Raw genomic sequence first — 15,490 nt, 5'->3', positions numbered from 1 at the left:
AGACGCCTCATAACTTAGTTTCTAATTTACTTATAGAATTCTTGTAATGGGCTTTTAATAAATCCTTTTGATTTAAACAATACGTAAGGGTGTTGTTTTTTTTCAATTGCTGCTTTTCTTAATGTTAGCAATGGTAATAATTCTCCCTTGGGCATCTTAGATTCTTTTTTTAGTTTCTTTTGCTGATTTAGTGTAATAGCTTTTTGAATTGAATCTGTTTTCAATACATTAAAATCTGTATCTATTGGGTTAGTCTCTAAAATTTTGGTTATTATTCGCTTTATATCATTCGTACCCAGATTTTCAAAAATACCTAATGAAGCTACCTCTAGAGTTAAACCTTCAATTGTATCCTGTCGCTTATACTCCATAGTATTTTGTCGTTCTTTCATCGCCTCTTTGATTTTACCTTCATACTCTATATTTTGCTTATGGTTAATCATCAGATCATCTAGATTAATCACAATATCCTCGTACTTATACATCGCTTTTAAATCGTTTTTCCGAATTGCATTGAGCATTGGTTGAATTATTCTCATATCCTCTTGTGCTGTCTTCTTTAGAACACGTGTAGTAATATGTTCTTCCTCATTTGATTCATCAAATAAAGCCCGTTCCTGAGCTAAGATAAACAAGTTCACAGCAACCGAAGTTATCCCCTGAGATTCCTCATAAAAGGTCTTTTTTACCTCTTCAGTGAGTTCTGAACGTGTTCTAAGGCATTGTAATTCCCATAAAGTTTCTAAAAAGAACTCCCATTCTTCACTGCCCTCAGTCATCCGGTCCCAAATAATCGCACCGTCACTTGCTGCACGACGAGCTTGTCGGAAGTTTCCTTTAAATAGTTGCTGTGCCTTTGAAGTACCAATCAATACTGTAGGAATACCGACCGTATTTGATAAAGTTACAAAGAAATTGAGCATTTCCTCTTGGTCATTTTTAGAATGTAGTAGATGCTGGATTTCATCGATGACCAGCACACCAATACCATACATACTGGCTAATGAGGTCATATGCAAAAGCATTGTTGACGTAACACGATTTAAATAGCCATACTTCTCTAAATAACGTGTGCCAAGTAAATTATCAATTGCTTTGAAAAAGCTTTTACAAAGCGTTGATAAGCTGCCATCATACGGGCAATCAATTTTCAGCCAAACAATTTGTGTACGATTAAAAAGATGGCCTTCATAGGATTCATGTTTAATAACTTGAGGATACATTAGCAACAATCGCTCAATTGCTGTTGTTTTACCAATACCAGAGAGACCAATAATTGATAAACTATCTGCTGTAGAACGAAGGTAATTCAAACGCTCATCAATGTATTTATGAGCTTCTTCCTCATCTTCACGCAAATGGTGTAATACTCGTATACGTTCTAAAAAGGTTTTATCCAAAGGATTTCGAGCTAAATAACCTCTACGAATTAGCGTAGAAAGTCTTCGTTCTACTTCAAAATGGATGGGTAAGGGCTGGATAAAGTTTTTCACACGTTTTAGCACATGATATCGGATATTCGTTTCACTTTGCTTTTCTTGCTGAGTAATACGTGGTGTTACCATAAATCGCTCTAGCACATTGTCTTCACTGAAAATAGGGGGAAGAGCTTCAATGAATGGATTTTTATTGTACTCTAATAAAGCTTGAACCTTATACTTAGCTTCCTCAAAATCTCCTTTAAGAACAAGGCTATTCGTCATTTCCAAACGTCTCATCTCTCTTCTTTTTTAGTTTTTCCATTAGACGTGAACTAGATTTTTTAGGTTTGTCATCCTGTACTTTTTCTTTTGTTGCAAAATCAATAACATGTGCTTGATCACTGATGACAGCTGGCGTTAGATCAAACTTCTCCTCTTCACGATTTAACTGTTTTTCCGTAAGTTTGTTATCTCTTATCGAAGCAATTTTTTCTTTTTTACTTGTTGGTTGATTGAATGATTGCTTTTTCTTCTTCTCTGCCTTTTTTATTATTTCATTCATCATGGCATCCGTATTAATGGTTAGCTGTACTTGATGAGAGCGTTCGACTTCTTCCAACTCACTACGTAGCTGTTGGTGAAAAACAATTTCCTCTAAAAAGTCGTTTCGATACTGTTGGCTTGGTTCAAGTAATATACACGCTTCAAAATCCAAACCATTATCATGAGGAATATATATCTTCTCTACATTACGAGGATCATACACAATTTCAATACTGCGATTTTTAAGCTTCAGATACCATTGTTCTTCAATCGCTTGCCGTGAACCATATAACAAGTTTTTAAACTTAATACCTGCTCTAGAAATTGTTGCCTTGCCACGTGGTAATACATTTAAGCGTAGAATATTACGATCAACTGTTCTTAAACGCCCTTTACGATTTTGAATGCCCCAGTTCCATAAATTTACCGGTGTTGGCACTATTCCATCTGTAATCATTTCCTTTTCCATTGGATATTTATCAATGATTTTATGATTATGGTGAAGGACTAGAGTAATAATTAATGTTGTAAATTCTTTAAAATTCAACGTAGCGTCTAAACGATAATCTTGGTCTCCGCGCTCACGATATTCCTTTTGAATTGCCCCAGGAGCCTTCTGCTTTATTTTGCCGTTAAACGTACGAAATTTACGTTCAACAATTCCTTTTAAATCTCCTCGGTAAGCTGTCGTATTTTCTATTTTTATATTTAAGTTATTGATTAAATTTTCGACAGAATAACCTTCAAACTCTCCTCTATCTGCAATAATAATTTCAGGTAAATGTTTTGTTGGCCATTGTTCCTCTGTAATCTCAATTCCATATTTCTTACAGAAGTCCAATTTGTCTGACACCATATTATCTAAAGCCATCATCGCTCCAATCCATGAAGGCCCTTCTAATCCAACATATAGTCCTGTTATTATTCGTGAATACACATCAATAACAGCATAAATAACAGGACGACCAATGACTTTATTTACATCAAGTGAGCTCACTAAATATATATCTGCAATTGTTGCATCAATTTGGAAGCGAGTACCTGGACCATTTGTTTCCGATTTTGAATCACTTAAAATAGGACGATGCTTCAGTTCATATTCTTTCGTACTTTTACGGAACTGAATATCTTTCTTTGGATCTTCTATTTTCTTAAACCAATAGTAAAACTGATTGTAAGACGGAATTCGGTTTGCTTCCCATACCCTGTATTTCATTTCACCATTTTCTTTATAACGGTCTGAATAAAAATCACGCAATATGAAATGATAGACATCTTTTAATGAGTAGTTGTTCGTCTTTCGGTAATATTTATTAATTGCATGCTCAAACTGTAGCTTCACTTTGTCTGTTATATTAATGCCAGTTTGAAAATCACCACTAATGTTCACCCTACGTGGACGACCTGTTTTAGCTTCTGTCAAAGTTTTCACTTTACCTTTGCCACCAGAGTTTGCATAGTCTGGTAACATGGCATTTTTATTCATGCCACGCTGCCAATACCGACTAAGTAGTTTTTTTACTTTAGAAGGTGTTACATTAAGCTTTTCTGCAATTTCTTTAATTTTGGACTCTCTTCCACGTTTCAGAAGTAATTCATTCATCTGTATTAAACAATTCTCTTGAATGGTAGCCCAATCTTCTTCACGTTTTTGAATCTGTACTTCTGTTAGATCATTGTCTGCTACAACACGCACAAATGGATCTGCTATTACTAGCAATTCATTCTGTTCAATTTCTGTAGCTAATGTTGTGTATAATTCTTTCTTAGGCATTGACGTATGAGCATCTATATCAACAATAAACACATACGATTCCTCTATTTCAATTACACGAATTCGCTTAGAATCTTTCACATATTGAAGTACCTGATTAATAAAAATCATCCGTATTTCACCTTCTTCACCTTGCTTTCATCAACCGATTTAATACTAATTGGCTGCTCTAAATCTATCGATTTCAACATATTTATAATGATAATTTTTTGAGCTAATAAATGATAAAATAGTGTAACACCACTACCAAAAGGTAAATGCGTGTCTTTATCAAATTCATTTGTGATTTTACGGATGCTATCATTAGTGCCTAAAAGCCTCTGCATTAAAGAAATAGATAAATCTTCAATATACTTGGCATTCATTTCACGAAATACATCATAATCTCTAATGTCGTAGTAATCGTGGATATAACTGATGTTTCTTGCCATTGTTTTATGTACTTCTTCTTCTGTTACAATGCCCCAATCAATTTTCTTTCTATGCCAATACTCACGTTCAATCTCAAACTTTTCAAGTATACGCTCTTTTAATAATTCATCCTTCATTTTAATTGTATGAGCGACTTCAATTACACCTTGTCCATTATTAATCGTTAATAAAAAATCCGTTGTCATCACAATCGGTTCTCCCGTTTTAGGATCAGTGGGATGTTTAATACCTAACTCATTTGCAATGACAATTGTTTCTTCTAATGGTAGTAAAGGAAATTGCTCACGAATATCTATAACAGAATCCGAAAATTCTGTTATATAAAAGTAGTTTCGTTCTAAATCTGATAAAAACTCATGCTGCCTATTTGTCTTTATTCCTTTCAAGCGAGTAGATCTACCTAACGAAGATACATCTTGAATTTTTAACCATGGTTTATATTCTGAACCAATACCTGAGCCACGGCCTTCTTTTATCCATTTCTCAATTTTAGATGTTCTTTTTCTTTTTGACATAAAAACACCCCTTTAGACAATTATATCCAAAGGGGCAAAACGGTACAACTTTATTATAAACGGTATAACTTTTTTACAAACGATACATCTTTCTTATAAACGGTATATCTTTCTTTCAAATCTACACAAACACAAATCACCCTATCCCAAACCTACTCAACCGTAACACTTTTCGCTAAATTTCGTGGCTTATCCACGTCACAGTCGCGGTGTAGGGCTGCATAGTAAGAGATCAATTGTAACGGTATAACAGAGATAAGAGGTGTTAACATTTCATTTACTTCTGGAATTGTAAAACGATCGTCTTCTTCTTCAAGACCCTTCATGGAGATAATACACGGATTCGCACCACGAGCCACAACTTCTTTCACGTTTCCGCGAATACCTAAGTTAACGGCTGCTTGTGTTGCAAGTGCAACAACTGGTGTTCCTTCTTCAATTAAGGCAATCGTGCCGTGCTTCAGCTCTCCACCGGCAAAACCTTCTGCTTGAATGTAAGAGATTTCTTTCAATTTAAGGGCTCCTTCAAGGCCTACATAGAAATCCACGGAGCGTCCGATAAAGAAACAGTTACGAGTAGTCGCCAAGTATTCACGCGCAATGCTTTCCATTTCTTCTTTTGTTTCACATAGTGCTTCCATTGCATTCGCTACAATACCAAGCTCTTGTACTAGATCAAAGCCGATATCCATATTACGAGATTCCGCTGTTATGCTCGCCAAGATGGCCAGTACAGCTAATTGTGCCGTATAGGCTTTTGTAGAAGCAACGGCAATCTCAGGACCTGCATGAAGTAACATCGTATAATCGGACTCACGTGAAAGCGTAGATCCAGGTACGTTCGTAATCGTGATGGCAGTGTGACCGAGTTCTTTAACACGCACTAGAACGGCACGGCTATCTGCTGTTTCACCACTTTGCGAAATAAAGACGAACAGTGGTCTTTGAGAAAGAATCGGCATATTATAGCTGAATTCACTTGCTACGTGAACTTCCACTGGAATCTGTGCCATTTTCTCAATAAATTGTTTTCCAACAAGACCAGCATGGTAACTTGTTCCACAAGCCACAATATACACACGGTCCGCTTCATTCATTGCATTGACGATATCCTGATCAATATCCAATTTATCTTTATCATTTTGGTACGCTTGCACAATTTTACGTGTCACAAGTGGCTGCTCATCGATTTCTTTTAGCATATAGTGCGGATAAGTGCCTTTTTCAATGTCACTTGCATCCAGTTCTGCTGTAAACGGTTCACGTGTCACGACTTCACCGTCAAGCTTTTGAATCGTCACTTCGTCTTTTTTCACGATGACTGTCTCTTTGTCCATCAACTCTAAAAATTGATCCGTTACTTGAAGCATTGCCATCGCATCACTTGCGATTACATTAAACGTCTCGCCAAGGCCTACAAGTAAAGGACTCTTATTTTTTGCAACAAAGATGGTATCTTCGTTCTCAGCATCAAGCAAGGCAATCGCATAGGATCCCTTTAACAGCTCTAAGGTCTGACGAAATGCTTCTTCAACCGGATTTCCTTCGTTAACCAACTTCTCAATTAGTTGTACGATGATCTCCGTATCAGTATCACTTTTTAATGAGACCTCTGGGAGATATTCACGTTGTAAGATGCTGTAATTTTCGATGACGCCATTATGAACAAGCGTAAAGCGTTCAGAAGTACTTCGATGTGGATGGGCATTGACTTGACTAGGTACGCCATGAGTAGCCCAACGTGTGTGACCAATTCCTGTATTTGCTTCTACCGAATCATTCACACCATTGCGCAAATCCGCGATTCGTCCTTTTTCTTTAAAGACATGAATGCCACTCGCATTTTGAACAGCAATTCCTGCCGAGTCATAGCCTCTATATTCAAGCTTTTCTAGCCCTCTTAAAAGAATTTCTTTTGTATCTTGCGTTCCAATATATCCAACGATTCCACACATAGGTTTGTTCCTCCCAATAAGTAGAAAAGGGGACAAGAACCACGGGGGACACTTGCCCCCTTATCTCTATAAATAGTTTATGTTTTTTACGCATATTTCATCCTTTGTCCATAAAGTTGCCTCTATGTTTTAAGATAAAACGACGACTGTGCGTATCAGCCGGGAGGTATCCGCCGATCAATCGATACTCCTCCTCCTCGTCAACTAGACGTCTTCGTCCTCGGTCTAGTTCAGGCGCTTTATAAAATACTTAACCACTCTGCTCCTTTCCCTTCTAGAATAAGAAGTTTCCTTTTAATTGAAGGCTGTTTTCGTAAAGATTGTGGCTTTTCGAATAGGAATATTTCCCCTGATTTGTATGACTTCGTGCTCTTTTCCTCATGAAAACTACTCCATTTCTAGATGAAAAGTAAGAAATCAGTCAAAAAAACCTTACTACCTGTTTTTTCTTTGTGCCAATAGCAACAAAGTATACAAAAAGAGCCTAATTGAAAAAGAAAACATTATTATCATATCGTGAATGAAAATAATCGTCAATAGAAATGTAAAAAGCCTACAAATAACTCACTAATAAAAATATGCATAAAGAGCGTATTTTGTGCTCTTTATGCATAAAGATGTACTATAAGCCCATTTCTACTTCTACGACTTTAATAATGCGAGAAACGTATTCGTCGCATTTTTCTTCAGTTGCAGCTTCAGCCATGACACGAACAAGTGGCTCCGTTCCAGATGGTCGAACAAGAATCCGACCGTTGCCAGCCATTTCCGCTTCTACTTCAGCGATGATGGCAGCAACTTTTTCATTTTCTGTTACATGATGCTTATCGGTCACGCGCACGTTCACCAATTTTTGTGGGTATTTTTTCATTTCATTCGCAAGCTCGGAAAGTTTTTTATTCGTTAGCTTCATAATGTTCACAAGCTGAATTCCCGTTAATAATCCGTCACCCGTTGTATTGTAGTCTAGAAAAATGATATGCCCCGACTGTTCTCCACCAAGATTGTAGCCGTTCTTTTTCATTTCCTCTACCACATAACGGTCTCCTACAGCCGTTTGAACACTGTGAATCCCCTGCGCTTCTAATGCTTTATGGAAACCAAGATTGCTCATCACCGTTGAAACCACCGTGGACTGCTTTAAAAGAGCCTCTGATTTTAAATGTTTCGCACAGATATACATAATCTGATCCCCATCAATAATCTCACCATTTTCATCAATCGCGATTAAGCGATCTCCGTCCCCGTCAAAGGCAAGCCCAACATCTGCTCCTTTTTCTTTTACAAGAGCAGCCAAGGTTTCGGGATGGGTAGAACCAACTCCATCATTAATGTTTAAGCCATTAGGCGATGCGCCCATTGTGGATAAATCCGCGTCCAAATCGGCAAATAAATGAGTAGCAAGAGAAGAAGTAGCTCCGTGTGCGCAATCTAGCGCGACATGAATACCAGCAAAATCCTCATCCACACTTTGTTTTAGATATTGAAGGTATTTTTGTCCACCTTCAAAGTAATCACTTACTTGACCAAGGCCCGAACCTGTTGGGCGCGGCAGTGTATCTTCCTCTTGATCTAAAAGAGTTTCAATTTGAAGTTCTTGCTCATCTGATAACTTAAATCCGTCAGATCCAAAAAATTTAATACCATTGTCTCCTACTGGATTGTGAGAGGCAGAAATCATAACACCAGCTTGCGCATCCATTACTTTCGTTAGAAAGGAAACACCTGGTGTGGAGATAACCCCCAATCGCATAACTTCAGCGCCAATAGATAACAATCCGGCAACTAACGCTCCTTCAAGCATATGACCTGAAATTCGTGTATCTCTTCCAATTAGAATCTTTGGCCGTTCTGTATTCTTCGTTAACACATACCCACCATATCGACCAAGTTTAAATGCCAATTCAGGTGACAGCTCTGTGTTTGCTACACCTCGAACACCATCTGTTCCAAAATACTTACCCATATTCAAAATCGCTCCTTTTTTCTTTCTGTTATGTAGCAGTCTTATCAATTTTCACTTTAACTGTTTCGATCGAGGCATTCCATGTCACACCATCGAGTCCATCAATTTTCACTGTCACCTCATGCTCTCCCACTTCGAGATCGGAAACGTCTATAAATACGTTAAAATCATCTTCTGTTAACTCTTCTAAAATGTTCTGGTAGGCTTCCACTGTTACATCTAATTGGCCTTCTTCAGGTGATAAAAAGGAAATTTCCATCCCTTCTTCTTGCCCTCTAGACTCAATCGGTCTTTGTGAAAAAGTACGTTTATCTTTTTCTTTTACATTGACGGTCACTGAGACAGCTTCAGGCTCAACCTGATTCAAACCTTCAGGTAAAGTCACGGGGATTTCAAACGTTGTATCTTCTGTTATCTCTGATACATCTACTTCTACCTTTAATTCTTTTAGGGAATCCAATACCTCTTTTCGACCAAAGGCGAAGATCGTTTCTGGCTTAATATCAATCGAATCAATTTCTACCCCTTCAGGCAAGGATCCTTTCTCTACGATCGATAAAGACACTTCCTTTGATGGGTTAATGACGTTAATGGTGACATCTACAATTTCCGGTTCAATTGTTACGTCTAATTTATTTAACTCTAAGTCCAGTGCAAGCACTCTTGCTTCTTTCGTGATAGTTTCATCAATTGAATCATTGATATCCAAAGTGGCTTTTACATAAGTAATTTTGTCAATTTCACTTTTGGCACCCGTAATAGAAACCTTTTCTGGGCTTACGGTTAATTCTTCAATTTCGTACCCGGCTGCGAGTAACGATTCATTAATTTCAGGTTCGATGAAAAACTCGGCTGTAATTTTCTCTTGTACATTCACACTAAGATAAGTTGGATCCAATTTCACTTCTAACTTTTCAGATATATTCTCCCATCGAACCGGCACATTGTGGTCTCCAATCGTCAAATTTTCTAAATCCACAAACACATTAAAGTCTTTTCGAGCTTTAATCGATTGGACAAGACTTTTAGGGCCAGAAATCGCAATGTCGACGGTATTGGGAAGACCTGAAACAACTAGGTTTTCTGTGTCATAATAAGCCACTAATGGCACATTTAGTGTGATTAAGTCTTCACTTGTTCCACTCTCTCTAGAATCCTTTATAACATCATCGTCGATATAAACCGTTGTAAACAACAATAGCGCTAAAAATAATGACACGATACGCATAAACCAACGGCTATCCATTAATTTATCCATTTTCTTTCTTCCCCTTCCATGTCCATTTTGTAGAGGAAGTGACGTTTTGTTTCTCTCCAATTAATTCTTTTTCTAACAATGCACTAAAGTCATCAATGGCTAACTCACGATGTAGCTCACTGTTCTTAGTGACTGAAATACTCCCTGTTTCTTCGGATACTATGATGGTAACGCTATCTGTTACTTCACTAATTCCCAATGCAGCCCGGTGGCGTGTTCCTAGCTCCTTCGAAATAAAAGGACTTTCTGATAATGGTAAATAACAAGCTGCGGCTGCAATTTGATGTTTTTGCAAAATCACGGCCCCATCATGTAGTGGTGTATTTGGAATGAAGATATTAATCAACAGCTCAGAAGAAATATGCGAATGTAGTGGGATTCCTGTTTCTATGTAATCACTCATGCCTGTCTCTCTTTCAATCGAGATAAGCGCACCTATTCTTCGTTTTGCCATATAGCTTACCGCTTTCGTAATATCTTCAATCATTCTACGCTCTTCTTCTTCTTCTTGAATACTGCTCCGTGAGAATAAACGACCTCTTCCTAACTGCTCAAGCGCTCGTCGAAACTCTGGCTGAAAGATAATAATAATGGCCAAAAATCCCCAGGTAATGGCTTGTTCCATCATCCAGCTTAATGTGTCTAATCCAAGCAGACCGCTAAGTCCACGAACAATTAAAATAACGAAAATCCCTTTAAGTAATTGCACAGCTTTCGTTCCACGAATCAGCATAATTAGTTTATAAATCACAAACCATACTAACAATATATCAATGATTTTTGTTACACTATCCCAAACTGTCAATTGTGACAAGAAATCAGCAAACGGCATATTACATCCTCCAATACGTTAATCGAAAGCGTAAGCCGTGTTAATGGCTATTAGCATCTCTAACTTTGCTATTATATCATATATGATCTTATTTTCCCTTATATGGCAATCTCCATTCAGAAAAAAAGACAGGCTTAGTAAGAGGCCTCTGAAAAAGCAGCTTTTATTTTATTGCCTGAAGATTTAAGAAGCCAAGGACCTATATGTAGTAGGTTCTTGGCTTCTTTCCTTTAAAATATCACTTTTTCAATGCCCTCGCATAGCAACTGTTTTTTTGTGGCTGTTTTCGCAAAGTTAGGTGCTTTTCGAACCGGTCTATATTCATTAATACAACTGTTTTTTGGGCATCTTTTCCTCAATTTCAGATGGGAATCAACAGCAAAATTGAGGATTTCATCTGAAATTAGATAAAATAGCAACAATGTGCACGAAAAGAGACTTTTTGTTGATGTATTATTCACCAAAAAGAGAAACCACTTTTTTACTCATATCTTTTATATGAAACCATAGCCATTCAAATGCTTGATCGATTTCTTCAATTTCACCCGTCACATTTCCAGCTGATGCCATATATTGTTCGCCATTAATGACGGTAATATCTCCTTTTACTTCCCCCTCTACCCTCACGTTTCCGTTCTTGACATATAAGTCTTCCGTCATCACGATTCCCTCGGGAACCACAACCGTTTGACCTTCTACTACAAGACCAGGGTAGTTAGTAAACACTAGCTGGCCACTGTTTTCCCATGAGGAGAATAACGTACTTCCCATGAGGACAAAAAAGAGTGAAGCAGCAACCAAGAACGGATGTCGCTTTAACCATCTTTCCACGCCAACTTTCTTTTTTTCTTTTGGCAACCTCTCCATCACATTCGCAGTAAAATTGCTTGGCGCATGCACATGAGAGGTGCTTTGGACCAAAGCAAGAGCTTTTTTTAATTCATGAAAGTGTTGGTGACACTCTTGACATGTTTGCAAATGGGCTTTTAACTCCTGTTCCTGAACATCTGAAATATCTTCATCTAAGTATTCATGCATATAATCAACGATTTCTTCTGGACAAGTCTTCACTTAACTCACCTCTCTACATCTTACGTAATTGCTTACGGAGAGCCTCTCGCCCTCTATGTACTCTTGTCTTCACCGTTCCTAAAGGCAAGTCTAATATTTCACTGATTTCTTGCAAAGGGAGTTCCTCTATATACTTTAATACGATAACCGACCTGTATTTTTCGGGTAGGTTTGAAATTTTTTTTTGAATCGTTTCTTGAAGTTCCATACTTTCCACTTCTTCTTCAGGTAAAGCTGCATCTGTCGAGACTTGTGAATACAACGTTAACCCCTCTGTCCCTCTAACTTCAGCGTCTAAATAGTAATCGGGCTTTTTCTTACGAATCCGATCAATACAAAGATTGGTGGCTATACGGTATAACCAAGTTGAAAACTTTCTATTTTGCTGAAAGGTATGAATATTGATATACGCCTTCATAAACGCTTCTTGTGCCATGTCCTCAGCTTCATGGCGATTTCCTAGCATTCGATAGCAAATTTGAAACACTTTATCTTTATAAAGCTCCACAATCTCAGCAAAGGCATTTTGATCACCTTTCATCACTTGCTTAATTCTTTTATTGACTAATGCATCCATCCTATCTCCTCCGCTTCCTGCGGCTATACATATTTACGAATGTATACCAAAAAGGTTTCAAAAAAAAAACACTAATAATATATTAACAAATTTTTACTAGAATGTTTAACTATTTTATATACGGGGTATAAAGGTATTACATTCTGATGTGAAGGGGTATGTAATGATGAAAAGAAGTAAACAAGATTTATTAAATAGAATTGAAGATTGCCGTACAAAAATGGTTCAACTAGCACTTCAGTCCTCATTTGCAGATGACCAAGTCATTCATATTAGTACACAGCTTGATGACCTTATCAATCAATACCAACGAAATAACCTTATATAAAAAAAGCAGCCCCTATGAGGCTGCTTTTTCTTATAGTAGTTTTTCTCCGAATAAAGATCCCATTAAAGCAACAGCAACCGTAGCTGTTTTGTTTTTCTCATCAAGAATTGGATTGACTTCAACAAATTCTGCTGACGTAATCACATTCGCTTCTGCAAGCATCTCCATAGCCAGATGACTTTCCCGATAACTAATTCCTCCAATTACTGGTGTTCCAACACCAGGAGCATCATTAGGGTCCAATCCATCTAAATCTAGCGATAAGTGAATACCATCTGTTTTATCTCTTAAATACGAGATAGCCTCTGTCATAACTGTAGTCATTCCTAAGCGATCGATTTCGTGCATCGTGTAAACCGTGATGCCTCTTTCTTTAATGAGTTCTCGTTCTCCTTCATCGAGCGAACGTGCGCCAATGATAACAATGTTTTCTGGTTTGATTTTTGGACCATATCCCCCGATATTGGTTAACGACTCATGACCAATGCCCAAACTAGCTGCTAAAGGCATTCCATGAATATTACCAGTAGGTGAGGTATCCGCTGTATTCAAATCTCCATGGGCATCATACCAAATTACGCCTAAATTTTCATAATTCTTCGCAACTCCTGCTAGTGTTCCAATCGCAATACTATGATCTCCTCCAAGTACAAGAGGAAATTCCCCTTTTTTAATTACACTATCCACCGTCGAAGCTAATTGCTCACTAGCTTCAGCAACTGCTTTTAGGTTTCGCAAAGTGGTATCTGGTGATATTGCTCTTTCTGGACGTCCAATTTCAATATCTCCTAAATCTTCAATGTTTAGTCCTATGCTCTCTAATCGTTCTACTACTCCTGCATAGCGAATAGCGCTTGGGCCCATATCAACACCTCTGCGCATTTGCCCTAAATCCATTGGTACTCCAATAATTGAAACGTTTTCTGTATTCATCAACAAATCCCCCTTATCATTCTCTATTCACTATTGTATCCTTCAAAGGGTAGATGACTCAACTCAACATTTCTCTGTATATATATGCGCTTACATTTTGTTTTTTTTGAAAATTCCTAGCTTTTTCATAAGGGTGTTTTCAAAAGGGTATTTCCGCAAAAATCGTTGCCTTTCGAACCAGTCTACAAACTGTTAGATGGCTTTGCTTCAGATACCTTTTGTCTATTTTTGACAAATAAAAACAACAAAATGAAGGATTGACTCTAAACTTAGATAAAATAGCAACAATGGATACGATGTAGTCATAAGATAAAAACCTTAGACTTTTAAAAAAGTCTAAGGTTTAAAGTTCAAAATTAATGAAGTGAGCCATGAAGGATTCGAACCTTCGACCCTCTGATTAAAAGTCAGATGCTCTACCAACTGAGCTAATGGCTCTCGATTCAAGTATAGAATTGTAAAAAGGATATCTTTTTTATGATGGCATCTACGACATCCAGCTTTCAGATTGTCTATTCTAGATGCTTTTCAAGCTGTACGCTAGAAGTTTTTACTTGGAAGTTGGTTCTTTCGTGCTCTACCAACTGAGCTAATGGCTAGTAATAATACTCTAAAAAAAATTATGGCTGGGCTAGCTGGATTCGAACCAGCGCATGACGGAATCAAAATCCGTTGCCTTACCGCTTGGCTATAGCCCATTGAGTTTGCTCTAATTTGGATATAAGTCTTAATTGTGAACACCACAATTATAGTATGTACATAGAATGTTATTTCATTCATTTGCACGAAATACATATTTCAGAAAAATAAAAAGGACTATACTATGTATGTCCATTACATAAAAATATAAATGGTGGAGGGGGGCAGATTCGAACTGCCGAACCCGAAGGAGCGGATTTACAGTCCGCCGCGTTTAGCCACTTCGCTACCCCTCCAGAAATATTTCGTGGTGCCGGCAAGAGGACTTGAACCCCCAACCTACTGATTACAAGTCAGTTGCTCTACCAGTTGAGCTACACCGGCAAATAGTGTTTTAGTTCCCCAATACTTCGGCAAACATTTATTGTTTGTTTTGCTTCGCTTTTAAGGAAGTTTATTTTGCTTCGCTTTTAAGGAAGTTTATTTTGCTTCGCAAAAAAACTAAATGGAGGATGACGGGATCGAACCGCCGACCCTCTGCTTGTAAGGCAGATGCTCTCCCAGCTGAGCTAATCCTCCGCAATTAAATATTTAAACCATTTAAGGTTGTTTATTTTACTCGGCTTTGCTTCGTGAAAAAATTGGTGACCCGTACGGGATTCGAACCCGTGTTACCGCCGTGAAAGGGCGGTGTCTTAACCGCTTGACCAACGGGCCATATTAAAAATTAAGCTTCCAACCGGGCTCGAACCGGTGACCTCTTCCTTACCATGGAAGCACTCTACCTGCTGAGCTATGGAAGCATGGCTCCGCAGGCAAGACTCGAACTTGCGACCGATCGGTTAACAGCCGATAGCTCTACCACTGAGCTACTGCGGAACAATAAGCCTGGCGACGTCCTACTCTCACAGGGGGAAACCCCCAACTACCATCGGCGCTGAAGAGCTTAACTTCCGTGTTCGGTATGGGAACGGGTGTGACCTCTTCGCTAATGCCACCAGACATATTCTTCAAAGACAAGTATTATTATACTATCTTTTATGAAATTTTCAAGAGTTTTTTAAAAATTACACTCTCAAAACTAGATAAAGGTTGATGAAGATAGTGAGTAATCACCACTTATTGTGTTTGGTTAAGTCCTCGATCGATTAGTATTCGTCAGCTCCACATGTCACCACGCTTCCACCTCGAACCTATCAACCTGATCATCTTTCAGGGATCTTACTAGCTTGCGCTATGGGAAATC

General features: G+C 38.0%; 11 protein-coding genes, 8 tRNA genes and 2 rRNA genes. 1 reads left to right on the top strand and 20 read right to left on the bottom strand.

Features of this window, described 5'->3' with window-relative positions:
* Window positions 1–26: 26 nt before the first annotated feature.
* From U8D43_RS09260 to sigW, 9 genes are all read right to left on the bottom strand, one after another.
* A complete protein-coding gene (locus tag U8D43_RS09260) occupies window positions 27–1,718 on the bottom strand; it encodes an ATP-binding protein (protein WP_335870902.1) in 1,692 nt (563 codons plus the stop codon).
* Window positions 1,693–3,849: a TnsB C-terminal domain-containing protein gene (locus tag U8D43_RS09255; RefSeq protein ID WP_335870901.1), complete on the bottom strand. Its 2,157-nt coding sequence runs from the start codon at window positions 3,847–3,849 to the stop codon at window positions 1,693–1,695. Before U8D43_RS09255 ends, U8D43_RS09260 begins: the two co-directional genes overlap by 26 nt.
* Window positions 3,846–4,685, bottom strand: coding sequence for a TnsA endonuclease N-terminal domain-containing protein (locus U8D43_RS09250; protein ID WP_335870900.1), 840 nt, complete (start codon window positions 4,683–4,685; stop codon window positions 3,846–3,848). Before U8D43_RS09250 ends, U8D43_RS09255 begins: the two co-directional genes overlap by 4 nt.
* A 152-nt stretch (window positions 4,686–4,837) precedes the next feature.
* A complete protein-coding gene (gene glmS, locus U8D43_RS09245; RefSeq protein WP_335870899.1) occupies window positions 4,838–6,640 on the bottom strand; it encodes a glutamine--fructose-6-phosphate transaminase (isomerizing) in 1,803 nt (600 codons plus the stop codon).
* 622 nt (window positions 6,641–7,262) lie between these two features.
* Window positions 7,263–8,606, bottom strand: coding sequence for a phosphoglucosamine mutase (gene glmM / locus U8D43_RS09240; RefSeq protein WP_335870898.1), 1,344 nt, complete (start codon window positions 8,604–8,606; stop codon window positions 7,263–7,265).
* A 28-nt stretch (window positions 8,607–8,634) separates the two neighbouring features.
* Window positions 8,635–9,864 carry a CdaR family protein gene (locus tag U8D43_RS09235; protein ID WP_335870897.1) on the bottom strand — a complete coding sequence of 410 codons (1,230 nt, stop codon included), beginning with the start codon at window positions 9,862–9,864 and terminating at the stop codon, window positions 8,635–8,637.
* The gene (cdaA, locus tag U8D43_RS09230; RefSeq protein WP_335870896.1) at window positions 9,857–10,696 is read right to left on the bottom strand and encodes a diadenylate cyclase CdaA; all 840 of its coding nucleotides are present in this window, start codon (window positions 10,694–10,696) and stop codon (window positions 9,857–9,859) included. Before cdaA ends, U8D43_RS09235 begins: the two co-directional genes overlap by 8 nt.
* A gap of 453 nt (window positions 10,697–11,149) precedes the next feature.
* A complete protein-coding gene (locus U8D43_RS09225) occupies window positions 11,150–11,767 on the bottom strand; it encodes a zf-HC2 domain-containing protein (protein WP_335870895.1) in 618 nt (205 codons plus the stop codon).
* A 13-nt stretch (window positions 11,768–11,780) separates the two neighbouring features.
* Window positions 11,781–12,344, bottom strand: a complete 564-nt coding sequence (gene sigW / locus U8D43_RS09220; RefSeq protein WP_335870894.1) for an RNA polymerase sigma factor SigW — start codon at window positions 12,342–12,344, stop codon at window positions 11,781–11,783.
* Window positions 12,345–12,510: 166 nt separating this feature from the next.
* Here sigW and U8D43_RS09215 point away from each other — a divergent pair, with 166 nt between their 5' ends.
* Window positions 12,511–12,672 (top strand): Spo0E family sporulation regulatory protein-aspartic acid phosphatase, encoded by a 162-nt coding sequence (locus U8D43_RS09215; protein ID WP_335870893.1) that lies wholly within the window; start codon window positions 12,511–12,513, stop codon window positions 12,670–12,672.
* Window positions 12,673–12,702: 30 nt separating this feature from the next.
* Here U8D43_RS09215 and rocF read toward each other — a convergent pair whose 3' ends face one another.
* The 11 genes from rocF to U8D43_RS09160 all read right to left on the bottom strand — a co-directional run.
* On the bottom strand, window positions 12,703–13,605 hold the full coding sequence (rocF, locus tag U8D43_RS09210) for an arginase (RefSeq protein WP_335870892.1): 903 nt from the start codon (window positions 13,603–13,605) through the stop codon (window positions 12,703–12,705).
* Between the two features lie 365 nt (window positions 13,606–13,970).
* Window positions 13,971–14,043 (bottom strand) — tRNA-Lys (locus tag U8D43_RS09205).
* A gap of 185 nt (window positions 14,044–14,228) precedes the next feature.
* Window positions 14,229–14,303, bottom strand: a tRNA-Gln gene (locus U8D43_RS09200).
* Window positions 14,304–14,456: 153 nt separating this feature from the next.
* A tRNA-Tyr gene (locus tag U8D43_RS09195) sits at window positions 14,457–14,540 on the bottom strand.
* A 12-nt stretch (window positions 14,541–14,552) separates the two neighbouring features.
* Window positions 14,553–14,628, bottom strand: a tRNA-Thr gene (locus U8D43_RS09190).
* Between the two features lie 122 nt (window positions 14,629–14,750).
* Window positions 14,751–14,823 (bottom strand) — tRNA-Val (locus tag U8D43_RS09185).
* A 63-nt stretch (window positions 14,824–14,886) separates the two neighbouring features.
* Window positions 14,887–14,961 (bottom strand) — tRNA-Glu (locus U8D43_RS09180).
* 13 nt (window positions 14,962–14,974) lie between these two features.
* Window positions 14,975–15,047: transfer RNA gene (locus U8D43_RS09175), tRNA-Thr, on the bottom strand.
* A gap of 1 nt (window position 15,048) precedes the next feature.
* Window positions 15,049–15,123, bottom strand: a tRNA-Asn gene (locus U8D43_RS09170).
* A gap of 7 nt (window positions 15,124–15,130) precedes the next feature.
* Window positions 15,131–15,246: ribosomal RNA gene (gene rrf, locus U8D43_RS09165) — 5S ribosomal RNA — on the bottom strand.
* A gap of 126 nt (window positions 15,247–15,372) precedes the next feature.
* Window positions 15,373–15,490, bottom strand: a 23S ribosomal RNA gene (locus U8D43_RS09160); the annotation flags it as partial.

The sequence above is a fragment of the Bacillus sp. 2205SS5-2 genome (genome assembly GCF_037024155.1).
Lineage (GTDB): Bacteria > Bacillota > Bacilli > Bacillales > Bacillaceae_K > Bacillus_CI.
Note: the sequence above shows the minus strand (reverse complement) of the source record. Positions and strands in the feature narration are given on the sequence as shown.